The organism is Spirosoma fluviale (genome assembly GCF_900230225.1).
Classification (GTDB): domain Bacteria; phylum Bacteroidota; class Bacteroidia; order Cytophagales; family Spirosomataceae; genus Spirosoma; species Spirosoma fluviale.
Genome location: NZ_OCNH01000003.1, coordinates 427,222 through 452,257, shown reverse-complemented (window position 1 = coordinate 452,257; position 25,036 = coordinate 427,222). Strand labels below are relative to the sequence as shown.

Below are 25,036 nucleotides of genomic sequence, written 5' to 3'. Positions count from 1 at the left end.
GCTGCTGCTAGTCAATGAATTGTTACCGCGATTACCGAACGGTGAAGTTCAGGCGGCAATTGGAGTTAGCCTGCGATACGGGCGTTGGATCGAGGCAGATGCTCTCTTCGTTCCAGACTTTAAATACCAGGCCATCCGTTGTCGTTAACTCCCAGCTCACCACAAACGCATCGGCATTGGCAACCGTTTTACCGCCTACTACCTGTGCACCTTGTAGACGAGCGCCAGCAGGCCGGGGACGGGCCGGATTCTCAAACACCTTTACCGCGTTTACCTTATCGTATTTAACCGTGGCATCCTTGTAAAGCGCGTAGATTTCAGCAGGAGAAAGGCTAAACGCATTCCACTGGCGGTTGGCCGCCGGTGCTTCAATCGTTTTCACCACCTTCCCTCCGTTGCCCAGCGATACCGTCTTTGGGTTACCGTCGGGATCGGTATACGACTCAACCATGTCTACCTTGACAACTATTTTACTAACTGCCAATTTGTTATCGAGCGACACCCACCGGATTTTGAAGTCAATCTTTGCGGCATCCTGTCCCGTGAGCGGAAAGTTTTTTGCATTGGTAGCAAAGTTGGCTTTACCGGTTTCGGCTACTCCGTCAAAAACCCCCAGGGCGTGCACCGCTGGCTCCCATGGCTTGTTTGGGTTGAGTGACTCGTCCTGGCAACCCACCAGCAACATAACTGCTGCCGTTAATGAATATAAAAAGAGTTGTTTCATCTCTGTCATTATCTGGTTTACCCACAGACTGCACACGTTTAGAAGTGCGCAGTCTGCAGCTATGATTTTCCTAGTACTCCCACTTAACTTTTACTTTGTCCCAGAAAATCGGATCCCGGTCAAAAATCACATCGGCAACGTACTTAGTTGCATTCGGATTCAGGGCACCTTCAGACTGCGGATAGGGCAACCGAAGCGCATACTGGCGTGGTGGCTTTGAAATCGGAGCTTGTATACCGATCGAGAACTGTTTGAACTGACTTTGAATAGGGTACCCGGTCCGGCGTTGCAGGTTCCACATATCCATGCCTTGTCCCCATGAACAGAACCAGATTTGCTTGGCTACTACGTTCAGTCTAGACTGATTGGACGTAGCCGCATCGTACAGGTCCAGCCATGCTTTCACATAGGCGTCGATTTCAGTCTGCGCAGGTGCTTTTGCCCGGGTAGGATCTGATTTAAGGCCCTGGGCTACAACCACGGCAATTTGCTCACGCATGGCTGCTTCAAAAAGAGCCTTGGGGTCGCCTGTTACACCGGTTCCGTCCAGAATCGCTTCGACCTGATAATACTTCGTGTTCCAGCTGTGGATCAGCGGCCACATACCGTCACCACCGAAGTTGAGTGCTGCCTGACCCGTGAGGGCTACAGCGGCCACAGTCCGGTCCGAATAAACACCACCCGCTGGATAGGTACCGGGAGCCGTACGTAGTGGTCCATCGGCAGCCGCACCCGATACATCGGCGCGGTCACGTCCGAAGAAACCGGCAATGTAAGCCAGATCAGTAGCCGGTATAGCACCGGTAATACCGAATGCTTTTTTGTATTCGTCCAGGAACGAAGCCCGAAGCGGCAGATACGATCCGCCAAAAGGCGTAGTACCCCGGTCGGTTGGGTTATTCTGGTCAAGAATCCGTGACGTTTGCCGGTAGAAGTAAAAAGGCAGACGCGGATCTTTGTTCAGCATCATTTCGCCCATCAACTGGTGGTTGATGTAGGTTGGGTCCGATGTACCGGTATAGGTAATAAACCAGGGGTGCGTGTTGCGCTCCGGCGAAATCTGCTTGGAATACAGGTAAGACCAGTTCTGAGCAGGGGTTGAGATAAACCCGCCCGCATCGAAAGCCGCCTTCAATTCAGCATTGCCATTGGTACGGCCTTTGCGCGAGGTAAGCAACAGGCGCAGCTTCACCGTTCTGGCAATCCGAGTCCAGGTAGTGGCGTTACCTCCACCCATGTAGTCATTGATAACGGCAACAGGCTGAGCTTTAGCCAGTTCGACAATAGCCTGATCGCACAGTTTGAGCAGATCCTCGTAAATGGCAGCATCCTTATCGAATACAGGCGATGTATTTGGTTGAGCCGTATTTCCTTTCCAGGCTTCTGTATACGGCATATCGCCAAACATATCTACATAGTTGCCCATCGAATATGCCTTGAGCACCAGGGCGATTCCCCGGTAGCGAGGATTCTTACCATCTTCCGTAGCCCGCAGCATTTCTTCTATGCTCTGCATGTTTCGGTAAGCATCATTCCAGGTTCCCTGGAAACTTGTATTGCTCAGGTTATAGGAATCGTTGGAATTCCAGAGCCCGGCAAAGCCCATAGCACTGCTATTGATACTCGTGAATGCATCACGGGCCGCATTTTCCGCTACAGGTAACAGAAGACCCAAAGAACCGCTTGCTGGTTTGTTCGGATCTGTATTGATATCCAGATCGGTATAATTACACGAGCTGACTATGCTTATAAATCCAGCCAGTGCCAGTGTCCTGACAATGTTTTTATTTTTGATCATCGTAACTGCTTAGTTAGAATTTTTAATGAGGAAGATCTGTCAGGCAGATCTTCCTGATCGTAGTTAGAATGAAGCATTGAGGTTGATACCGAAACGACGTGTCGATGGCGAAGCGCCCAGGTCAAAGCCCTGGATGTTCGAATCGGCGAAGTTTGACAGTACTTCAGGGTCGAAGTTCAGCCCTTTCAGCATGTTGGGTGCATAGAACCACAGGTTACGACCCGATACCGACAGACGCAGGCTGCCAAGTACTTTTGCGTACCGCTTCAGGAAATCTTTGGGTACGCTATAGCCCAAAGAAATTTCCCGCAGGCGCACAACCGTGGCATCGTAGATGTTTACTTCATCGGCACCATAAGCACCATAGCCATCCGTAAAGTGATACTGGAAGGCAGTCATGGCGATGGTGTTTTTTATCGGCTGACCATTGTCACCTACAAGTGGCTTGTAGGTAGCCGGATCGCCCAGCACACCCGGAATTACCCGCATACCTTCACGATCTTCAGAATTCTTGAGCTGGCCACGCAACAGCAACGACGCTGCCGTGCTGGAGAACAGACTGCCACCAGCTTTGTAGTCGAGCAGTACGCTCAGCGAGAAATTTTTGAAGTTTACCGTGTTGGTCCAGCCTACCTGGAATTTCGTATTCGGGTCGCCAATGATGCTTGACTGAGCCGCCCGAATTGGAAGTCCGGTCGACGGGTTGATCAGCAGATTACCGCTTTCATCCCGGGCATTCTTCGATCCGATGATCTGTCCATAGGGCAGGCCATTGCGGAAAATGGTTCCCAGCGACGTAAGGCCGGTACCACCAATGAAGATTTCGCCACCCGGACCGGCATCTTCAACTTTCGACTTGATACTAGTGTATGCAAAGTAGGACGTCCAGGTCAGACCATTGGCCATCCGTAGCGGAACGAGCGTCAGGCCCACTTCCCAACCTTTGTTAGAGATTTTACCGGCGTTGGTAATCTCATTCGCAAAGCCTGATGTGCGGGGTAACTCCCGGGTAACGATCAGGTCGGTCGATACACGATCAAAGTAAGCCGCGTCAATACCAATCCGATTGTTGAAGAATTGCAACTCAGTCCCCAACTCAACCTCTGATGTAAACTCAGGTTTCAGATTGAGGTTGTTAAGCTGGCTGGGCAGCGTGGCCGTTGAGATGGCGGTACCATTGTAGAACGTACGACCGAGGTTATAGGCCGTAAATACCTGATAGGGATCGGCATCCTTACCCACTTTGGCGTAGTTGGCCCGTAGTTTACCCAAATTGATAATGTTCTTTGGCAGGTTCAGCACATCGGTGAAGACAAACGAACCGGATACAGCCGGGTAGTAGTAGCTGTTGTTGCTGGCTGGCAGCGTCGATGATTGGTCATTTCGAACCGAAGCCGTCAGGAACAGGAAGTTGCCATACCCTACTGTCAACTCACTGAAAATTCCGTATAACCGGCGCTGGTTCCGATAATCGGCCGCATTCTGGTTTAGTGTTCCCCCAATCGTCAGAATGTTCGGATCAATAACGGGTGCGCCAGCGATGGCCGATTCGGTGTAGGTCCGCTGGTTCGGGTTGAAACCAACCAGCAGTTTGGCATTTATTTTTTCCGAGAAATCGTGCTGTGCGGTGGCCAGGAAGGTGAAATCAACTTCTGTCTTCGTCAAATCCTGCCGGGATACCGAGCCGAGGGGAGCAAAGGAACCACCTGGGCGGAGCACGTTTTTACGCGTTTCGGAATAAGTGTTGATTCCACCGCGAGCCGTAAAGTTCAGCCAGGGCGTAATGTCATAACTCAACGTCATATTTCCGTAAATCCGGTTTACAGCAGAGTTATAGAGGTTGTACTTCGCGGTCCAGAGTGGGTTATCCAGTGCCCGGTAGAATACGTTCGAGCCGTCTACAGGGTTTTCAAACGGATAGCCGTTCAGGTCGTAGTTACGGGGCAGATAGAATAAACGGCTGTAGATCGAACCGGCAGATGCTAGCCCGCCATAGTCAGCGTAGTAACCGGCGCCCGACTGTGGGCTTTGCTGGTTGGTGTTTGTATAGGCTACACTACCGGCTACGTTGATCGTGTTGCTAAGGGTAGCGTTACCACCAAAACTCAGGGTGGTACGGTCGGTAAACGAGTTCGGAATGATTCCCTCGTTTTTGGTTCTCGAGACCGATGCGTTCAGCGACGTTTTATCGCCGGTCGAATTGATCTGGATACCATTTTCCATTACTTTACCGGTCTTAAAAAAACCGCCAATGATATCGTAAGGCTGAAGTGGCACAGCAATACCCCGGCCATTTGCCTGTAACAATTCCGGGAAAGCCGTTTGGAAACGGGCAGCACCGTAAGGAACCGTTGCGTCGACCAGTGGATGCGGAATGGTTCCCGCTGGATAATCCGGATCAACTACTTTCGAATAGCGCTCAAAACCCAAACCTGCGTTGATGCGGTCAACTTCAGATGGAAAAACGGTTCCCCAGTTTCCAATAAAGCCACCGTTGTAGGTCTGGTTAGAGCCCTGCGTATACGTATCCTGATAATCCGGCACCGTCGATACGTTTTCGACGGAGTACGACGAGTTGAAGTTGATCTCAAGACCTTTCCGTGCCGACTTGCTGCCCGATTTGGTCGTAATAACGATTACACCGTTGGCCGCCCGTGAGCCGTACAGAGCCGATGCGGCAGCACCTTTCAACACGGTCATGGCTTCGATGTTGTTGGGATCGATGTCATAAGCCCGGTTTGTGGTCACTGTGTTCTGATTGTACCCCTGGCTACCATTTTGGGGCGTGTTTACTGAGTTATCGAAGGGGATACCATCCACAACGAACAGGGGCTGGTTATTGCCTGTAAAGGAGTTGTTACCCCGGATGGTAATGCGGGTACCCGCACCCGGGGCTCCGTTACCGGCCGTAATATTCACCCCCGGCACTTTACCCGACAGTGCCCGCAGTGGGTCTGGCTCGGAGCGTTGCTGGAGCACATCTCCCTTTACGTTGGAGACAGCATAGGCCAGAGCCTTCTTATCTCGTTGCTGGCCCAAAGCCGTTACAACAACTTCGCCCAGTTGCTTGGCGTCGTTAGCCAGTTTAACGTCAATAACGGAACGGTTACCAATTTCTATTTCCTGCGTAGCCGATCCAACAAAGCTGAATACGAGTGTTCCGCCTTTTGCGGGGGCATTTAATGAATACGAGCCATTTGCATCGGTATTCGTACCTCTGGCTAAACCTTTCAATACAACGGATACACCAGGTAAAGGAGTGCCATCTTCAGCGGCCGTAACCTTACCTGTAATTGTTCGCTCCTGAGCCCATGCCGGAAGCCAAAATGAGCATACCAGGAGTAAGCTCATTAGTAAAATTTTCCTCATAAATACAGCTGTTTAGTAAGTTAAGAAATGAGTACTTTCAACAAAAGTATACTAAGCATCACAGTTATCAAAATTTTCCCTCAGAGAGTCATGGCCTATCATTAAGAACATTAACTATTTCGTGTACAAAATATTATTTTGATCATTAGCCTGATCAAGCACCTATTACAGTGTTAAAACGATGTTAAAATGTCGTATTTATACTTAAACAAATAGAATAGTAGCCCTTGACAATAGCACCTAGACTGATTTGTAAACCCCAATTATTAGGAGTGCCTGCAGATCAATCATCAGAACTTTATATTTTTTCCTCAAACACTTCAAACAAAAAATGCCAAACTGGGTAGTTTGGCATTTTTAATCTCTCTGTACTATACTCTACGACGTTTCCAATGTGGGCTTATCTAAAGCTTTACCAATCTCAATGGCCATAGAACGGGTATATTGATACCCAATTCGAAATAATTCTCTGGCTTTGCTAATGTCAGTTGTTGTGTACTGAGCCAGTTGCGGAGGTTCGATCAGGACGTTGCACTTTGCAAACCGATCCCGAGTTTTGCTCTGAACAGCCAGCACCAGACTACGCTCAATGACCCCGCGCATCGAGGTGATCGGTTTACGGGGTCCCAGCACGTTGCAGTGCGAGCCGATCAGAAAGTCAACTTTATTCTCGATCACATCAACGGGTAAGTTATTGAGTACGCCCCCATCCACAAACTGCCGCTTATGAATAAGCATGGGCTCAAAAATACCCGGCAAACAACACGAGGCCAGAACAGGCCGGATCAGTTCACCCGTCTCAAAAACGACCTGCTCACCCGCGTTGAGATCAACGGCGACCACATGCAGTGGAATTTTCAGCCCCTCGAACGAGTCGTGAGGAATGTATTTCTTATAAAGCTCCACCACGTTATCCAGCCGCAGCAGCCCCATACGGTTCCAGGCGGGCCGCAAATGACGCATAAAGGAGGAAGATTCAATGATTTTCAGGCTTTCGTCGGGTGTGTATCCCTGAGCCAGCAGCGCACCGGCAATCGCCCCGGCGCTGGTACCGGCAAGCTGGTCGAACTGTATCCCCATTTCCTGAAGGGCTTTGATGATACCCAGATGGGCAATACCCCGTGCTCCTCCTCCAGACAATACTAACCCTACTCTCATAAGTCAACTACTAGATGAACAATGTTCGGTTTGATAACGGTACGTATACAAGTTTGGTTTGTGCTGTTGCTGTGCTGTAGCATGGACGGCCGACCGTTGCCGTGGGAACCCGCGCTACAGTAACTCGGCCACAGGCCCTTTTTCCTTTACACGAATTCCTTTTTCAGTGCGTTCGACCGTAGCGGCTTCATAAACGGGGTCGTGGTCAAAAACCAGCAGCCAGTCTTCATCGACAGCCCGATTGAGAAACTGCGTCTTTTCATCCATCGTCAGCAACGGCCGAACGTCGTAGCCCATCACATACGGAACGGGTACGTGGGCAACCGATGGAATCAGATCCGCGCAAAATACGACAGTACGTGGCCAGCCGGTGCTCCCCGTGAGTTGAAACAGCGGTAACGTCATTTTTTCGGTGTGGCCGTCCATGTACAGCAGGTCAACGCCGGGTAATTGCAGGTCTTCTTTATCCGTGAAGCGAAGCTGTCCATTGGCCTGTAAGGGGATAAAGTTCTCACGCAGATAGGTGGCCCGTTCGCGGGGGTTGGGATTCGTAGCCCAATCCCACTGCCCGCTATGACTCCAGTAGGCGGCTTGTGGAAAGGTCGCTTCGAGCTTTGTACGCCCCGCATCGGCGTACCGGACGGCCCCGCCCGCGTGGTCGAAATGCAGGTGAGTCAATAACACGTCTGTTACGTCGTTTAGGGAGTAACCGGCCTGCTCAACGGCACCGGTCAGGGTTTTGCCGTTGGGCAGGTCATAAAATCCAAAAAATTTAGCGTCCTGTTTATCGCCCGTTCCGGTATCGACGAGCATGAGCCGGTTGCCGTTTTCGACGAGCAGGCAGCGTAAGGCCCAGTTGCAAAGGTTGCGATCATCGGCAGGGCTTTGTTTTTGCCAGATAGTTTTTGGCACAACGCCAAACATGGCTCCTCCGTCGAGTTTGAACGGGCCAATATCAATGGGTTTGATGGTCATAAGGGGTCGATCTATACGCAAAAAATTGGTAAATTGTCGGGTAACTGACGTATTCACGTCCTAAATCTACAGTACTTTACATCATCAACCGCCTACTCCTATACTATGAAACGAATCGTTCATAAGCACCCGCTGGCTATTCGCTGGTTTCACTGGATCAACTTCCCGGTCCTGTTCGTCATGATCTGGAGCGGGTTATTGATCTACTGGGCGTATGATCCCTACAAAATTACGGTTGGTGACTATACCCTCGTTTCCTTCTTTCCGGATGGATTTTACAAATTCCTGAAGGTTCCGCGACGACTGGCCGAAGGCATGGCCTGGCACTGGGTATTTATGTGGCTGTTTATGCTGAACGGGCTGGCCTATGTGGTCTACACATTCGTCTCCGGCGAATGGCGACATCTGGTACCCAATCGCAATTCGTTTCGCGAAGCCATTGCCGTAACGCTTTATGATCTGGGACTTCGCAAGACGCAGCCCCCGTTCGTTAAATACAATGGCGCGCAGAAAATCGCTTATTTCTCCATTATGCTGATGGGTGTGGGTTCTATACTAACGGGTTTTGCCATCTACAAGCCTACTCAGTTCGCTTGGCTGACGGGTTTGCTCGGAGGCTACAAAGCCGCCCGACTGGAACACTTTGTTTTAACCGTCGGCTATGTGCTGTTTTTCTTCGTCCACATTGGTCAGGTGATCCGCGCGGGCTGGAACAACTTCCAGTCGATGATAACGGGATTTGAAGTCGTCAAGCGGAACGACCCCAAACGGCCATCCGTAACCCCCGAACCCATCAGCGAACCCGTAGATCCTACCCCAACGCCTACTACTCCCACTTTAGCATGAGCCAGTCAACAGAACCCAAACTCCCGGAAAGCGACGTTCCTGAATCGGCTGTTCGCCGGAAAGTCCTGCAATCCTTCGGCTTGTTTGCGCTGGCGGCCGCTGTGCCCGTTGGCGTATACGAATGGATTACCCATAGCCCCAAATTGCGGGGGATAAAAAAGCCGTTTCGGCAGGTGCTCGATGCCAATGAGCAGGTAGCCCGGACGTACTTCAGCAACACCAATCTGGTGCGGACATTCCCGGTCGAAGCAGCCGAGAAGAAGGCCCGTGTGAATGGGTACGATGGTATTCGAACGCCCGTTCCCGAAGACTGGAAACTACAGATCGACCGCCCAAATGCCGAACCGCTGATGCTGGCCATCGACGATATAAAAGCACTGCCAAAGCACGAAATCGTGTATGAGTTCAAGTGCATTGAAGGCTGGAGCCAGGTGCAGCACTGGGGTGGTGCCCGCCTGTCTGATTTTCTGGAACACTACAAACTGGGCAGTAAAAGCGGCAACTCACCGACACCGGATAACACCAACGATCTGTTTAAGTACGTCGGGATGGAAACGCCCGACAAGGGATATTATGTGGGCATCGACATCGAAAGTGCTATGCATCCGCAAACGCTGCTGGCTTACGAATTGAACGGCCAACCGATCAATGCGGCACACGGCGCTCCCCTCCGGCTGATCATCCCGGTCAAGTACGGCGTCAAAAATCTCAAGCGCATTGGCCGGATGTTCTTCGCCGACCAGCGCCCACCCGACTTCTGGGCCGAACGAGGGTATGATTACTATGTAGGGTTGTAGTGCAGTGTAGTACCGACCGTCGATGCGTCGAACCGTCGGTACTACGCAGACGGTCGGTACTATAAACTCACTGTCTGCTTACCAGACTTTAAGGGTATTGACTTGCCTTTCCAGCGTAGTGTACCGGTCAGGTTGGCGGGTAGTGTAACGGTGCCAGTTAAACCGCCCGTTGGTGCTTTCTGGAACTGCACGGCAATCTCGCCCGATGGGTGCGGCATTTTGCCGTCTACCGTTATCAACTCGCCCAGAAACGGCTCGATGCGCACGGACTTAAACCCTGGTTCGGCAGAGCGAATACCGCAGGTGGTAGACAGGAATTCGTAAAGGGGTGATGCGCTCCAGGCGTGGCAGTCGGATCGGGTGGGTTCAGGGTTTTCGGCGAAGGTGGTCAGGCCCATTGCCAGCATATCGCGCCAGGGTTTTAGCTGCGCTACAAACTGATCGCCGAGGCCCGTTTTTTTCAGGGCTTCGAACAGATAGAATTTGAAGTAGAAAGTGGCTTGGGTCAGCGTTGTATCGGTCATGGTTTTCTGCAACAAAGCCGCTTGCTGAGACGCCGGAACAGCATCGGTCAGCACCGCCAGAATATTAGCGTGTTGGCTGAAGGAGGTCTTATCGGGCGTACCTACCTGCCGGATAGGCTGGTCGGCCATCTCTCCGCGTCCGGCATCCCAGCATTGGGTGAAAACCGCTTTGTTCAACCGCCGACCCAGTTCCCGGTAATGTTCGGCCCGTTCGTTCTGGCCGTAATGCGCCAGCAAATCACCGGCTCGAAAATAAGTATACGCCTGTTGCAACGACAGAATGCTGGATCCGCCTTTTCGGGCTCCGGCCGGAACACCGCCACTCGTTTCATCTTTCGCATTTTTCCAGGCCGACCAGTCGACGAAGTTCCACCACTCCAGCGGCCCGTTCAGGCCTGTTTTAGCCATTCGTTTTTCATGCCATTCCAGCACACTCAGGATACCGGGCAGCATGGATTTGATAAAGGCGTCGTCCTGCCGGTGCATCCAGTAGTCATGAACCATACACACCCAGAAGAGCGAAAACGTGGGAATAACCTGAAAATCGGCGGAGGGGTAGCGGCTTTGGGTCAGGCCGTCGTTGAACCGGCTATGGTCGTAATCCTGAATCGCTTTGCGCATTAGGCGGTCATCGCCGGCAACGTAGAGCGAAATCAGGGACTGAATGCGGGTATCGCCGGTGTATTGTAGTTGCTCGTAATACGGGCAATCGTAATAGGTTTCGCCCGCACAGAGCCGGGCCGTTCGCCAACCCACGTTCCAGATGGCTTTCAGGGTGGTATCGCTGGCGGCAAACCGGGCTTTTTCCTGAAACGGATAACCGGTAAACTGCCCCAGCAGATCATCCAGAACCAGCGGCTCGTCTTTGGTTTCGACAGTCAGTTGCAGGTACCGGTAGGTGCGAAACCAGAGTGGGCGGAAGGTCCGTTTGCTGCTGCCATCAGCCACAAACTGATCTTCAAACCCCAGCATCGTCCGTCCTTCGACTTCATTCCGATTGCCTTTCTGATTTTTCGCATTCACCAGCGCTTCGGCATAAACGAGTGTGATAGTGGCCCCTTTGCCCTGGCTCACAGTTAGTTCGGGATAAGCGTTGGTCAAATGGCCCTGATCGAGCAGAAACACGGCTTTCGTATTGGCCGCAACGGTCGTTGGGGCTTTCCCTTGCAGAAAAGCGTTGTCCATTTTCGCTTTTTCGCTTCGCCGAACGGTAGCCATCCGGACGATTCCCTCCTCCATCATGGGAATGGTACGGGGCACCAGTTGCCAGTTGCCGTCCGTGCCGAAGCCACGGGGTTTGGTAGCGAAACTAAGGGGTTTAGCGGCCACCCAGGCTTTATCGTCGAAGTTGGGCTGCTCCCAGCCCCATGGATATTTGGCCGCATCGACCCGGTCGCCATCACCGGCCACGATGTAGGTCTTGAGCTTGGGAATGTCGTTTTTAATGGGCGAGTAAGCGGGATTCTGATAGATTTTCCAACTGGCATCGGTATTCACCACTTTCTCGGTTTCGCCATCACCCTGCATCAGAAAGCCAAGCTGGTAGCTCATCTGCGCGAAGGGTGCTCCCTCGCCCATGTACCAGACCTGCGCGGCCAGTACATTATGGCCCGCCTGTAAGTAAGGTGCCAGATCGAGGGTTTCATAATTCCAGTTCTGCGTATCACTGCGTGCGGGGCCCATCGCCACCGATTTCCCGTTCACAAACAGCCGGTAGCGGTTGTCGGCCGAGACATGCACCACAAAACGGGCGGGCTTCTGCGTCAGTTCAATAGCCTTGCGAACGTGATAGATGCCATACTGGCGGGCAGGAGCGGTTGGGTGCAGAATCCAGCGGGCAGGCCAGTACTGATTAGTCCAGTCGGGAGTAGGTGTTTGGGCAAACACAGCTGCCGATGATACGACAACGAAGAACAGAATACGAAACCAGGTCATAAAAAGAAGCGCTTGGAAATAGTACTGCAAGTTACTTTTTCCGGACGTTTTCTGCGGTTATCCAATCCCATTAAACTTTTTTTGTTCAGCAAAAACGGAGCTTTCTGTGTACCACCGACCGTCCCGGTCGGTGGTACACAGAAAGCTCACTTTACAACCAGTCAACCAAGGATACCGCCAACCCGATGGTCGTTTGTTTGTGGTTGTAGTCGATCAATGTTTCGCCATAGCCGTGCAGAATCTGGAGGTCGCCCCGGAGGTTGCCCGTTACGGGGAATGTCCAGTCGAATTGAACTTGTCCTCGGTTTTTCGCCCCTCCCCGCAATGAATGACTACCCACGGCCGAAAACAAATGACGACCCGTTCGGTAAATGACTGTAGCATCGGCCCGACCAATATTGTCTGTAATAGCGGGGTTTTCATCTTCCATATCCGGGAGTCGAAGCCAGGGCCGGAACAGCACCACCCATTTGCCGCGTTCAAAACCAGCCTGCGCAATAATGCGGTTCCAGCTTCGGGAAAGTGGCACAGCCCGCCCGTTGGACTGATGATTAAAAGCTATTCCAAGCATCCGGGTCTTCATCCCAAGAAACGAGAAGTTCGTAGCGAAGTTCAGGATCAGTTCCGGCTCGTAGTTGGTTTCGCGAAAGGGTCTGGAAAACGTCGTGTTGTAAATCTGCCAGTGTGATTTCTGGGTGTAGCCCACCCATAAGTCGCCGGTACGGCCAAAAATTCCCTGCAATACTTTTACTTTCAGGCTTAGTTGAAAGCGGGCTTCGTAGCGCCCCAGCGGTATGTTGAATGGGTAATTATAAGCGGGGTTTTCACTGACCGGCTGCCCGTTAGGATCAGTGGACCAGCGCCCGGCGGTTATGTATAAAGGTTTATAGGCCGTAACCAGAAAGGTGCCTTTCCGGGTGGTGGAGTCAAGTTCCCAGCGGTCGGAAAGTGACCGGAATACCTGTTTTTTCGTGAAGATTGGGTCGGCATCCGTCTGGGCTCGTGCAGACGAAACAGGCGAACAAAGAGAAATAAGAGCGAAACAAAAGAAAAGTAAACGTTTATGAGTCATACAGTCTGGTTAGTGTATGCTAATTAACAGAAGAGAAAAGCAATGATTATCAGCTACTAACTCCCGGATCAGGGTCGATGTTTTCGTGTTCTTAATGAGCATTGACGGTGACCGTCCACACTACTCATTTGTCGCCATCCTGTTGTACTTTCGCATTAGATTTCCTAACTCTGGTATTTGCATGTATTTACTTGGATTCGACCTCGGCAGTTCGTCGGTCAAAGCGTGTTTAGTTGATGCCGATAGCGGCAAAGCTGTGGCCTCGGCCTTTTTTCCGGAAACGGAAATGATTATAGAGTCGCCCCAGGCGGGTTTCGCCGAACAACAGCCTGAAAACTGGTGGAAAAACGCCTGTTTGGCCAGCAAGGCCGTTATGCAGAAGGCTACTATTCAACCTGCGGACGTAAAGGCAATCGGTATTTCGTACCAGATGCACGGCCTGGTTGTTGTTGATAAGGACTTTAACGTCCTGCGCCCATCCATTATCTGGTGTGACAGCCGCGCTGTTCCTTATGGCAATAAGGCGTTTGATGCGCTGGGACACGACCGAACACTGCATCATCTGCTCAATTCGCCAGGCAACTTCACAGCCGCTAAACTCGCCTGGGTAAAAGCCAACGAACCGGACGTATACGCGCAGGTCGACAAGTTCATGCTCCCCGGCGATTACCTGGCGGCCCGCATGACCGGCGACATTGTCACGACGGCATCGGGTTTGTCGGAAGGCGCTTTCTGGGATTTCCAGAACAATGAACCCGCTCAGTTTCTGCTCGATTACTTTGGTTTTGATGCGTCGCTGATTCCCACCATCAAGCCAACGTTTGCCCCACAGGGAGAGATCACGGCCTCGGCAGCGACCGAACTGGGCCTTGTAGCCGGAACACCCGTTACTTACCGCGCTGGCGACCAGCCCAACAACGCGCTGTCGCTGAACGTACTGGAGCCGGGTCAGATTGCCGCTACGGCGGGCACCTCGGGTGTGGTATATGGCGTGAGCGATCAGGCCAGCTACGACCCCCAGTCGCGGGTAAATACGTTCCTGCACGTAAGCCACACGGTCGAAGCTCCTCGTTACGGGGTTCTGCTCTGCGTAAACGGCACTGGTATTCTGAACAGCTGGTTGCGGAATCAGATGCTGCAACGGTCGGTGAGTTACCCCGACATGAACGTGCTCGCTCACGAAGCGCCGGTGGGTGCCGATGGATTGATTTGCCTGCCGTTTGGTAACGGTGCTGAACGGATGCTCGAAAACGCTGATTTAGGAGCCTCCTTTCATGGGCTTCAGCTCAATCGGCATGGGTTGCCCCATATGATTCGGGCGGCTCAGGAGGGCATTGTTTTTGCGCTTTACTACGGCATTCAGGTCATGGAAAGCGTGGGTGTGGGACTACAAACGATTCGTGCCGGTGAGGCCAACATGTTCCTGAGTCCCCTCTTCCGTGACACGCTGGCCAACCTGACCGGTGCAACCATCGAGCTTTACAATACCGACGGGGCGCAGGGTGCAGCTCGTGGCGCTGGCTTAGGGCTGGGCTTTTACAAAAACGCACAGGAAGCCTTCGCCGGGTTGCACGTGACCAAAACCATTGAGCCCGACATGCGGGCGCAGGAAGGATACCGCGATGCCTACGGGCGATGGCTGAAAGTGTTGAACAGCTAGAAATAATTCGGTCAATTGGGTTCTCAAAAAAATGGGGAGTACAGGCGGGGAAACTCCCGCCTGTACTCCCCATTTTTTTGTAGAGATTGTGAACGGACTAAATCTTAAAAGTCATCAGACGCTAAAAATTCACATTTTTTCTGAAACATTTTTGTTAATCACTTATAGTATTTTTACTCAAACAAGTCTAGCATAAATTACTAGTATAAAATAGCTAAATCTCTGTATAACAGTACATTGAAAATAATTTTAAATAATTTAAATCCAAACCTAATCGGTTGTCCGTAAGTCTTCATGTTGTCGACAAACAGAGTAAAAACATTCAATGCACATTTCAACCAATCAAAAAAATAACGACATGAAAACGCTTAAATTAATTTTCTCAATTGTTGCTTTATCGGCTATTAGCCAAGTTTCATTTGCGCAGGAAAAAACGGTAACCGTTGGCGGTGCTCCGATGTATCCTTCCAAAAACATCATTGAGAATGCCGTAAATTCCAAAGACCACACCACACTCGTAGCCGCAGTTAAAGCTGCTGGTCTGGTTGAGACATTGTCGGGTGCTGGTCCTTTCACAGTCTTTGCCCCAACGAACAAAGCTTTCGACAAACTGCCTAAAGGAACCGTTGAAACGCTGGTAAAGCCAGAAAACAAAGAGACACTAACCAAAATCCTGACCTACCACGTAGTAGCAGGTAAAATGGGTGCAGCCGATGTGGTGAAAGCAATCAAAGACGGTGGTGGAAAAGCCACACTAAACACTGTTTCGGGTGGTACGTTGACCGCCATGATGAAAGGCAAAAATGTTGTTCTCATGGACGCCAAAGGAGGCACCTCAACGGTCACCATCGCTGACGTAAACCAGTCGAACGGTGTGATTCATGTAATCGACACGGTCTTGATGCCCTAATTAAACTCTTTGTTTTAGTCAACACAGGAATGCCCGGCCAAACGGTCGGGCATTCCTGTGTCAAAGCTTATAGGTTTTCGAATGGCTCGTATGCTACGCATCATAGCTCAGCACCGGGCTCAACCATTTCTCGATTTCCTCAACCGGCATGTCTTTCCGTTGGGCGTAGTCTAAAATCTGGTCTTTATTGATCTTGCCAAGTGCGAAGTATTTCGACTCAGGGTGCGAGAAGTAGAATCCACTCACCGACGAGGCCGGGTACATGGCATAACTTTCCGTTAGTTCGATGTCGATTTTATTGGCGTCCAGCAGGTTGAACAACGTACCTTTTTCGGTATGATCGGGGCAGGCCGGATAGCCCGGCGCGGGCCGGATTCCCTGATAGGCTTCTTTAACCAGTTGCTCGTTCGACAGATTTTCGTTGACGGCATACGGCCAGAACTCTTTCCGAACGCGCTCGTGCATCCGCTCGGCAAAGGCTTCGGCCAGACGGTCGGCGAGGGCTTTCACCATGATGCTGTTGTAATCATCATGGTCGCGCTCGTATTTCTCCAGCAGGGTTTCGATACCGATGCCCGCCGTTACGGCAAAGCCACCAATGTAATCTTCCCGGCCACTCTCCAGCGGAGCAATGAAGTCCGACAAACAGAAGTTGGGTAAACCGGGGGCTTTCTGGTTCTGCTGACGCAGGAAGTGCAGCACCGTTTTGGTATCGTAAATCAACTCGCCCGCCGGACTAACGGCCGCTTGCGACTGGGCCTTGCTGATTCTATACTCAATATGCTGGTGAGAGCCGTGGCGTTCGCAGGCGGTTTCGCGTACGTGCTCTTCAAAATCGTGGAGCAGCACATCGTCGTCGGCCGAGTTGGCGGGGTAGAAGCCCACTACGGCTTTAGCTTTGAGCAGTTTCTTGTCAACGATTTCCTGCAAAAGCTTATTGGCGTCCTCGAACAGTTGTTTGGCTTCCTTACCCACCACGGCATCCTCGAAAATAGCGGGGTACTTACCGTGCAACTGCCACGTTTGGAAAAAGGGCGTCCAGTCGATATAATCAACCAGTTCGGCAATTGAATAATCGTCGAAATACCGATTACCGAGGAACGTCGGTTTAGTTGGCACAAACGTGTTCCAGTCAATTTTTGTCCGGTTGTCACGAGCCTGGGTAATTGTCAGGCTGGCTTTCTCTTTCTGCCGTTTGGCATGATCTTCCCGCAGTTTGACGTATTCCGCTTTTATATCCGTGAAGATTTTCTCCTTTGTACCATCCGTTTCGCTCACGAGCCGACCGGCTACGGGTACGCTCCGACTGGCATCCAGCACGTGAACAACGGGCCCGGAGTAGTGCGGATCAATTTTAACGGCGGTGTGAATCCGGGAGGTGGTGGCTCCGCCGATGAGCAATGGGAGTTTGAAACCCTGCCGCTCCATCTCTTTGGCCACGCCAACCATTTCGTCCAGCGATGGTGTGATTAGACCACTCAGGCCAATGATATCAACGTTGTGCTCACGGGCAGCATCCAGAATTTTCTGGGTCGGCACCATGACACCAAGGTCAATGATCTCGTAATTATTACAGCCCAGCACGACACCAACGATATTTTTACCAATGTCGTGAACATCGCCTTTCACCGTAGCCAGCAGGATTTTACCGGCATTCGATGAGCCGGTTCCCGACTTTTCCGCTTCGATAAACGGCGTCAGATAAGCCACCGCTTTTTTCATAACACGGGCCGACTTCACGACCTGGGGCAGGAACATTTTACCGGCTCCGAATAAGTCGCCGACCACATTCATGCCGTCCATCAACGGCCCTTCGATCACGTGCAACGGGCGTTCCACCTGTTGCCGAATTTCTTCCACATCCTGGTCAATGTAATCGGTAATCCCTTTGATAAGCGCGTGTTTGAGTCGTTCGCGAACGGGTTCGAGCCGCCAGCTTTCGTCCTGAACAATGGCTTTGCCCTTCGCTTTTACGGTTTCGGCAAATTCGACCAGGCGTTCGGTGGCGTCGTCCCGACGGTTGAGCAGTACATCTTCGCAACGTTCCAGCAAATCTTTTGGGATGCTGTCGTATACCTCCAACTGCCCGGCATTCACGATACCCATGTCCAGACCGGCGCGGATGGCGTGGTATAAAAACGCCGAGTGCATGGCTTCGCGCACGACATCGTTACCCCGGAAACTGAATGAGATATTGGATACGCCACCGCTCACTTTGGCCAGCGGCAGGTTTTGCTTGATCCAGCGCGTAGCATTGATGAAATCAACGGCGTAATTATTGTGTTCTTCTATACCCGTAGCAACGGTCAAAATGTTGGGATCGAAGATGATATCCTGCGGGGCAAAGTGAACTTTATCGACCAGAATCCGGTAAGCGCGTTCACAAATCTGGATACGCCGTTCGTAGGAATCGGCCTGGCCGCTTTCATCGAACGCCATCACAACCGCAGCGGCCCCATAGCGTTTTACCAAGTTGGCCCGTTCAATGAATGCCTCCTCCCCTTCTTTAAGCGAAATGGAGTTCACAATGGCTTTTCCCTGCACGCATTTCAACCCGGCTTCGATAACTTCCCATTTGGAGGAGTCGACCATGATGGGTACGCGGGCAATATCGGGTTCGGCAGCAATCAGGTTCAGGAAGGTTTTCATGGCCTCCACCGAATCCAGCATGCCTTCGTCCATGTTGATATCAATCACCTGCGCGCCCCCTTCTACCTGCCCACGGGCAATGCTCAGGGCTTCGTCGAAATTACCGTCTTTAATCAGGCGGGCAAACTTCTTGGAACCCGTTACGTTGGTGCGTTCGCCAACGTTGAGGAAGTTGGTTTGCTCCGTTATTTTCAGCGGTTCCAGACCACTTAGCTTCTGGTAAGGCTCCGGCGCGGGCAACTGCCGGGGTGGATATTTGGCGGCCACATCGGCAATGGCCCGAATGTGATCGGGCGTAGAGCCGCAGCAACCGCCAACGATATTGACAAAATTACTTTTAACGAAGTCCTCGATCTGGAGGGCCATCATATCCGGCGTTTCATCGTATTCACCAAACTCATTGGGCAATCCCGCATTCGGATATGCCGACGTGAAAAAAGGCGCTTCTTTGGCGAGTGTCTGGATATACGGACGCATCAACTGGGCACCCAGCGCACAGTTGAGCCCCACACTTAACAGCGGCAGGTGCGAAACGGAATACAAAAACGCTTCCGTCGTCTGCCCCGACAACGTCCGACCGCTGGCATCCGTAATGGTGCCGGAGATCATGATGGGTAAGGGCATAGGGTGTTGGGCATGGGGTGAAGTACTAGCTACAGATTCCCCCTGCCCTGTGCCCTGTGCCCCATGCTCCGAAAAATACTTATCGATGGCGAACATAGCCGCCTTCGCATTGAGCGTATCGAAAATGGTTTCGACCAGCAGCAGGTCTGCCCCACCGTCGACCAACCCACTCACCTGCTCATAATAGGCATTCACCAGTTCGTCGAATGTAACGGCGCGATAGGCGGGGTTATTGACATCCGGTGAAAGGGAAGCGGTACGGTTTGTTGGTCCCATGGCACCGGCCACAAAGCGCGGTTTGTCGGGATTCTGGCGGGTAATTTCATCGGCTACTTCCTTAGCAATTCGGGCCGATTCGTAGTTCAACTCATAAGCCAGGTCCTCCATCCGGTAATCGGCCATGGCGATGGACGTGCCGCTGAAGGTGTTGGTTTCGATGATATCAGCACCTGCTTCCAGGTACTGTTTGTGAATGGCCTGAATTATTTCCGGCTTGGTCAGCGATAGCAGATCGTTATTGCCTTTCAGGTCGTGCGGCCAATCGCGGAATCGCTCACCCCGGTAGTCGTCATCGGTCAGGTTGTACCGTTGAATCATCGTACCCATCGCCCCATCGAGGACGAGGATGCGTTCGTGAAGAAGTTCGTATATCGTTTTCAAAGGCAGTGTTGCAACGCGTACTTGTTGGGAATCAACAACCGGCGCACTAAAAAAAGTCCAAAAAGCAAAACGGCTTATTCGCAGAAAGGCAGAAAGCACAAGGCTACCTTATCTATCCCGCCAACGGCGGGAGGAAATTGGCACCATTCCCCTGGGTAGGTTGGTTGCCAAGACATCATCGGGTCCGTTCCCTCCGTCTTTCTGGATAAGTAGTGACAAAATTAAGCAAAAAATGGGTGCCCCGACAAGCGGAACACCCAAAATGAGTTCATGTGGTACTATCATTACCACATCTGTTCTAAATCCTCTTTTGTGTACAAGTGGTTGCGTTCGTTATAAAACGACTTCTCGTCCGTGCGTTTGATGGCCAACGGGTTTTTGGCGCTCATTCGATAGAGCAAAGCAATCGGAAAGAGAAACACAAAGAATAAGACGGATAGAATGATCTTACCATTGATATTCCCCAGCACCTCGGCCAGTTTAAACCAGGCCTTCACGATGAGATCGCCTACTGCCGGAACGGCCAGGCTCAGCACGCCCACTGCCGCAGCCGCGTAAAGCCACCAGGGCGATTTAAAGATAAAATAGAGTACAACAAGTCCGGTTACAATAACCAGTTGGGCCTTCACTTTTTCGGTAACATCCATACGTTAGAACAGAGTATAGATAAACGGAGCAACGGCCGATCCACCGCCAATGACGATCAGAACACCAATGAGAAGCAGTAAAACGATCATGGGGGCCAGCCACCACTTCTTGCGCTGCTTCATAAATCGAAAAATGTCCTGTAAGAATTCCATACGTTTTGTTTGAGTTTAATTATCAGTAAAAGTTAGTTGAGCACGCTGATTAGACTGGATCAGGTTGAACAAAGCCTCACCCACCCGCTGGTTCACAATTGGGCTGGCATGTCCGTCGTTACGTCCCACCACCCGATCGGCCATAGGGAGGTCGAGCATGAGTTTTCCGGCATCCAGCATAGGCACGTTATTCGATCGAAAAAAGTCAACCACTGGTTTAACATACTCCGCCGTTTGCTCAATGTTGTGCGAGAACGGAAACATCACAACATACAGCCGGGCATTATTGTCTTTGGCGTACGTAATAAACTGGTTCAGGTCGCTCAAATGATCGTTGATAATGGCTGGTGTTCCGTAGGCTTTGCGGGCGTACACATCGAACGGAGTAAAATTGCCGTGGGGAAACTGCCAGTACAGGTAATTCAACAGATATGACTTGATAAACAGCGACTGCACGGGCCGGGGCAGATCGGAATAGGGCCGAAAACCGACGGGTATCACCCCATGATCGGCCGCGACTTTCTCAATATCATTCGGAAAATACTGTAAAATCAGGATGTCGGGCTTCTTACCAAACTTCACCAGACGGGCGTATTCATCCCGCGTGTCGGAGCCGGAAATACCCAGATTATACGCCACATACTGGCTGGTGCCGAGTTTTTCAGCAAGGATATTACCAAACCGTTCGTCGGCCGATTTCAGGCCATGCCCGGCGGTAAAGGAATCACCTACGATAAAAACTTTCTTTTTACCCAGTGTATCTGTCTTAGGGGTATCGCGGTAATCGCCCGTCATGGGTGGCCAGTAGCGTTCAAACCAGATCTTAGACGCCAGGGTTATTCCTCCTTCCTGACTCTGGGAAATAAACATAAACGCCATTTCGACAAAGATCAGCGCCACGATACTGGGCACCAGCAGCGTCACTATGTTACCAAGCAATTTTGGCGTAGTCGGATTTTTGACGACCCCATAATAACATACCCTCAGGAGTTCAATGATAAGTAACAGAAAAAGGCAGCATTTAGCGAGCCGGACGTATATGTTATCGAATAGGCCCTTGTGTGGATAGTCGAAACTAACCCCAAAATGGTCGCCATATAGAACAACAAACGTTAAAAATCCAAGTAGAAGCAGGCGAACAACACTGGAAAAGAGCTTTGATTGCATTTAAGACAGTTCGTTCGTTAATCTAAAACAAATTCTTCCTTCCAGTTGTCTTTCTCCTGCCATTCGGGTTGTTTCCGTTTGTCGAACAGGTAGTTACCGACGGCCAAAAAGTCCATTTCGGTACGCATGAAGCACCGATACGCATCATCCGGCGTACAAACGATGGGCTCGCCACGCACATTGAAGCTGGTATTGACGATAACCCCATAGCCCGTTAGCTGCTTGAACGCATCAATCAATTGATAGTAACGCGGGTTGGTATCTTTATGAACCGTTTGAATACGAGCCGAATAGTCGATGTGGGTAATGGACGGCAAGTCAGATCGCTGGTAATACAATTTCTCCCGGAGCGGGAAGCTGGCATAATCGGCCGGTACGGGTGTGCGTCGTTTCTGCGCTACCGGATGAACGAGCAGCATATACGGCGAAATACCATCGTAATCAAAATACTCCGCACAGTCTTCGGCGAGTACCGAGGGAGCAAACGGCCGGAACGATTCGCGGTATTTGATTTTCAGGTTTAGTTTCTTCTGCATTTCGGCATTGCGGGGGTCACCCAGAATGCTGCGTCCGCCCAGCGCCCGTGGTCCAAACTCCATCTGGCCCTGCACCCAGCCCAGCACGTTGCCTTCGGCCAGTAGTTTGGCGGCATCCCGGCTCAGTTCGGTAAAATCGGTATAATGGGTGGCTACGGCTTTGTATTTTTTCGCCATCAGCTCCACATCCAGATCCGAGAACGTTGGCCCCAGATAAGAGCCCCGCATGGCATCGCGCTCGGTGGTTACCACCCGCTCTTTGCCAAAGTAGATATGGTAAGCGGCCAGAGCTGCGCCCAGAGCCCCACCGGCATCGCCGGCGGCTGGCTGAATGAATATGTCCTTGAAAAGGCCCGCTGCCTGAAGCTTTCCGTTCGATACGCAGTTCAGGGCCACACCGCCCGCCAGTACCAGCGCATCGGCATTGGTGAGCCGTTTTGCTTCTTTGGCCATGTTCAGCACCACCTCTTCGGTCAGGTATTGAATAGCCAGCCCCAGATTACAATGATGAGGCAGCAATTCGTCTTCCGGCTGACGCTTGGGAAACCCGAATAGTTCGGCCCATTTGCCTTCGTTCACCATTTTCAGGCCCGTAGCGTAGTCAAAGTATTCCTGATTGAGCCAGATCGACCCGTCGGGTCGAAGGTCGGCCAGCGTCTCTTTGATGGTGGTCATGTAGCGGGCCACATCCGGCGAGCTGGGGTCGCCATAGGGGGCAAGGCCCATGAGTTTGTACTCCCCCGAATTAACGCGAAATCCCAGAAAATAGGTGAATGCCGAATACAACAGACCGAGCGAGTGCGGAAACCGCATTTCTTTCAGAATAGAAATGTTTTTTCCCTCGCCCAGACCAATGGAAGCCGTAGCCCATTCGCCTACCCCGTCGATGGTCAGAATGGCCGCTCGTTCGAAAGGAGATGGGTAAAAAGCACTGGCACCGTGCGAAAGATGGTGTTCAGGGAAAAGCAGCTTAACCTTACTGGCTGATTTGTAGCCCAGTTTTTCCAGCTCTTCCCGAATCAGCCGTTTCAGAAACAGCTTCTCTTTGAGCCACACCGGAATCGACATCAAAAACGACCGTAATCCCTGCGGAGCAAATGCGTAGTACGTTTCGAGCAACCGCTCAAACTTAAGGAGAGGTTTGTCATAGAAGACAATAGCGTCGAGTTTATTGAGATCTGCCCCGCTGTATTGAAGGCAATATTTTATTGCCTCAGCCGGAAAACCGGGATCGTGTTTTTTACGTGTAAACCGCTCTTCTTGTGCTGCGGCAACAATTTTCCCATCTTCAATTAATGCTGCCGCTGAGTCGTGATAAAAAGCAGATATGCCTAATATGGTCATGAACTATAGTACTTCAGATTGCGCCAAAAGTAACGTTATTTTTACGAGTCATAACATAGTAGTTGACGCTTCTTACCCAACGGCTTAATTCTAATGCTTGTTTAACCTATTATTAGACTATAAAGTCTGATCTAAGACCCTAAATAGGGATTATACTATAATTAGAAGCCTTATTTGTACATATAAATCATGAATGATTTACTCCGGGAATTTTTTAGCTAACTTTTCTGCCACCTGACGGTAGGATTGTTCATCTGGGTGCATGCCATCATAGGCCGTTTTCCACGAACAGAGGTTTGAGTAATCAATCACTTTTATGTGGAACTGATTAAAATACTGACGCAGCTCAGGGGCCATTGGATAAGCAGGAAACACAACCACATAAAAGTTATCGTTTCCAAACTGTTGTTTGTAGCGTTCTTCTGTTTCCTTGACTATACGCACAAATCGCAGATACTGATCGTCGCTGTATCGCCGGGGAAAATTGATGTTGAAAAGGTTGACGATGTTGCTTTTGTACATACCCTGAATCAGGCTATAATAGACCGGATGCCGTTCAGCATAGGTGCCTTTTATGGTCATTGTACCCGGATCGAAATTAGGCCAATACCCGTTTGAATTATAAATCCATTTTGTACTTGGGGCTACCCGAGCCAGATGATCTTCAATATACGTGTAGAACGCAACACCATCCTTTTCGACTACCTCACTGCGCATATTGACCGCCTGCATCAGCGCGAGCATATGAGCTGGCGAGTAGCCCGAAACGCCGTAATTATAAGGTCGATAACCCGTTTCTTTGCCGAAAAAATACGGAAGGGTACTCGTATCGGCCACGGATTCGCCATAGGTGAACGAACACCCCAGAAACAGGGCATATTTGCCAACGGCCCGCCGACTGTCGAAAGGCGTAACGCGTCGATCCAAACTGTCAATGTGATACGTAACAGATGCCGTTTTGGACACTAAAGGCAGCTTCTGTTTACCGCTTTTCGATTGATCGACAGAATAAACGACCTCATACTGGCCGGGTGCAGGCCTGATTATACCTAAACTATCGTACTTTATTAGCGTAAGCTTATTCTGCGTTGTTGTGGCAGTTGGCAGAACGTTGGAATTGTACGTAATACTCTGTTTCCAACGCAGCAGAAGATTACAAACCCCCTCTAGCACTAACCAACTAAAAACGAAACTTATCAGAGATAGTATACTTCCTTTAATCCAGGTTTTGGTGTGTAACATAATGAACGCCCTTCAGGGCTCCTCTCTCTTATTAGAGTAACTATTGTATTGTTTTCTATCCTTAAATACGCTCTTGTTCCTTTTTATTGTGTAAACCTTAACATTTGGTTAGTAGTATACACTCATTGTGTCAATTATTAATGAGGCAACGGAATAAAAGCGCATCTTTCACAAATATAACAATCCAGTAACTCAACCCATGCACTGGAAATAAATAGTGAAACGTCTTACATACCCGTAAAAAAT

General features: G+C 50.9%; 17 protein-coding genes and 1 riboswitch. Of the genes, 4 read left to right on the top strand and 13 right to left on the bottom strand.

The window, feature by feature from the left end; translation table 11 throughout:
- Window positions 1-31: 31 nt before the first annotated feature.
- The 5 genes from CRO74_RS18130 to CRO74_RS18110 form a co-directional block, all read right to left on the bottom strand.
- Window positions 32-724 (bottom strand): hypothetical protein, encoded by a 693-nt coding sequence (locus CRO74_RS18130; protein WP_097127644.1) that lies wholly within the window; start codon window positions 722-724, stop codon window positions 32-34.
- A 70-nt stretch (window positions 725-794) separates the two neighbouring features.
- Window positions 795-2,522 (bottom strand): SusD/RagB family nutrient-binding outer membrane lipoprotein, encoded by a 1,728-nt coding sequence (locus CRO74_RS18125; protein WP_097127642.1) that lies wholly within the window; start codon window positions 2,520-2,522, stop codon window positions 795-797.
- A gap of 63 nt (window positions 2,523-2,585) precedes the next feature.
- Window positions 2,586-5,891, bottom strand: coding sequence for a SusC/RagA family TonB-linked outer membrane protein (locus CRO74_RS18120; protein ID WP_097127641.1), 3,306 nt, complete (start codon window positions 5,889-5,891; stop codon window positions 2,586-2,588).
- Between the two features lie 378 nt (window positions 5,892-6,269).
- Window positions 6,270-7,049: a patatin-like phospholipase family protein gene (locus tag CRO74_RS18115; protein WP_097127639.1), complete on the bottom strand. Its 780-nt coding sequence runs from the start codon at window positions 7,047-7,049 to the stop codon at window positions 6,270-6,272.
- Between the two features lie 114 nt (window positions 7,050-7,163).
- Entirely contained in the window at window positions 7,164-8,024 is an 861-nt protein-coding gene (locus CRO74_RS18110; protein WP_097127638.1) for an MBL fold metallo-hydrolase, read from the bottom strand.
- A 105-nt stretch (window positions 8,025-8,129) separates the two neighbouring features.
- On the opposite strand from CRO74_RS18110, the gene CRO74_RS18105 reads away from it, so the two are divergent.
- The gene (locus CRO74_RS18105; RefSeq protein WP_097127637.1) at window positions 8,130-8,870 is read left to right on the top strand and encodes a cytochrome b/b6 domain-containing protein; all 741 of its coding nucleotides are present in this window, start codon (window positions 8,130-8,132) and stop codon (window positions 8,868-8,870) included.
- Complete coding sequence (locus tag CRO74_RS18100; protein WP_097127635.1) at window positions 8,867-9,667, top strand: molybdopterin-dependent oxidoreductase; 801 nt, start codon at window positions 8,867-8,869, stop codon at window positions 9,665-9,667. The genes CRO74_RS18105 and CRO74_RS18100 overlap by 4 nt, the downstream gene beginning before the upstream one ends.
- A 59-nt stretch (window positions 9,668-9,726) precedes the next feature.
- Here CRO74_RS18100 and CRO74_RS18095 read toward each other — a convergent pair whose 3' ends face one another.
- A complete protein-coding gene (locus CRO74_RS18095; protein WP_097127634.1) occupies window positions 9,727-12,126 on the bottom strand; it encodes a family 78 glycoside hydrolase catalytic domain in 2,400 nt (799 codons plus the stop codon).
- 151 nt (window positions 12,127-12,277) lie between these two features.
- A complete protein-coding gene (locus tag CRO74_RS18090) occupies window positions 12,278-13,198 on the bottom strand; it encodes a phospholipase A (protein ID WP_097127632.1) in 921 nt (306 codons plus the stop codon).
- Window positions 13,199-13,379: 181 nt separating this feature from the next.
- Here CRO74_RS18090 and CRO74_RS18085 point away from each other — a divergent pair, with 181 nt between their 5' ends.
- Both CRO74_RS18085 and CRO74_RS18080 read left to right on the top strand, forming a co-directional pair.
- Window positions 13,380-14,858, top strand: a complete 1,479-nt coding sequence (locus CRO74_RS18085) for a xylulokinase (protein WP_097127630.1) — start codon at window positions 13,380-13,382, stop codon at window positions 14,856-14,858.
- 358 nt (window positions 14,859-15,216) lie between these two features.
- Entirely contained in the window at window positions 15,217-15,768 is a 552-nt protein-coding gene (locus CRO74_RS18080; RefSeq protein WP_097128660.1) for a fasciclin domain-containing protein, read from the top strand.
- A 93-nt stretch (window positions 15,769-15,861) separates the two neighbouring features.
- Here the strand turns inward: CRO74_RS18080 and metH are convergent, their stop codons facing one another.
- The 6 genes from metH to CRO74_RS18055 form a co-directional block, all read right to left on the bottom strand.
- A complete protein-coding gene (metH, locus tag CRO74_RS18075) occupies window positions 15,862-19,701 on the bottom strand; it encodes a methionine synthase (protein ID WP_097127629.1) in 3,840 nt (1,279 codons plus the stop codon).
- A 105-nt stretch (window positions 19,702-19,806) separates the two neighbouring features.
- A riboswitch (SAM riboswitch) is annotated at window positions 19,807-19,913 on the bottom strand.
- A 72-nt stretch (window positions 19,914-19,985) separates the two neighbouring features.
- Window positions 19,986-20,348, bottom strand: a complete 363-nt coding sequence (locus tag CRO74_RS18070) for an SxtJ family membrane protein (protein ID WP_097127627.1) — start codon at window positions 20,346-20,348, stop codon at window positions 19,986-19,988.
- Window positions 20,349-20,351: 3 nt separating this feature from the next.
- Complete coding sequence (locus CRO74_RS31655; RefSeq protein ID WP_179830237.1) at window positions 20,352-20,501, bottom strand: DUF5989 family protein; 150 nt, start codon at window positions 20,499-20,501, stop codon at window positions 20,352-20,354.
- Window positions 20,502-20,516: 15 nt separating this feature from the next.
- Entirely contained in the window at window positions 20,517-21,668 is a 1,152-nt protein-coding gene (locus CRO74_RS18065; protein ID WP_097127625.1) for an SGNH/GDSL hydrolase family protein, read from the bottom strand.
- A gap of 17 nt (window positions 21,669-21,685) precedes the next feature.
- Window positions 21,686-23,548, bottom strand: coding sequence for a carbamoyltransferase family protein (locus tag CRO74_RS18060; RefSeq protein WP_097127623.1), 1,863 nt, complete (start codon window positions 23,546-23,548; stop codon window positions 21,686-21,688).
- Window positions 23,549-23,746: 198 nt separating this feature from the next.
- Window positions 23,747-24,475 carry a hypothetical protein gene (locus tag CRO74_RS18055; RefSeq protein ID WP_144035944.1) on the bottom strand — a complete coding sequence of 243 codons (729 nt, stop codon included), beginning with the start codon at window positions 24,473-24,475 and terminating at the stop codon, window positions 23,747-23,749.
- Between the last annotated feature and the right edge of the window lie 561 nt (window positions 24,476-25,036).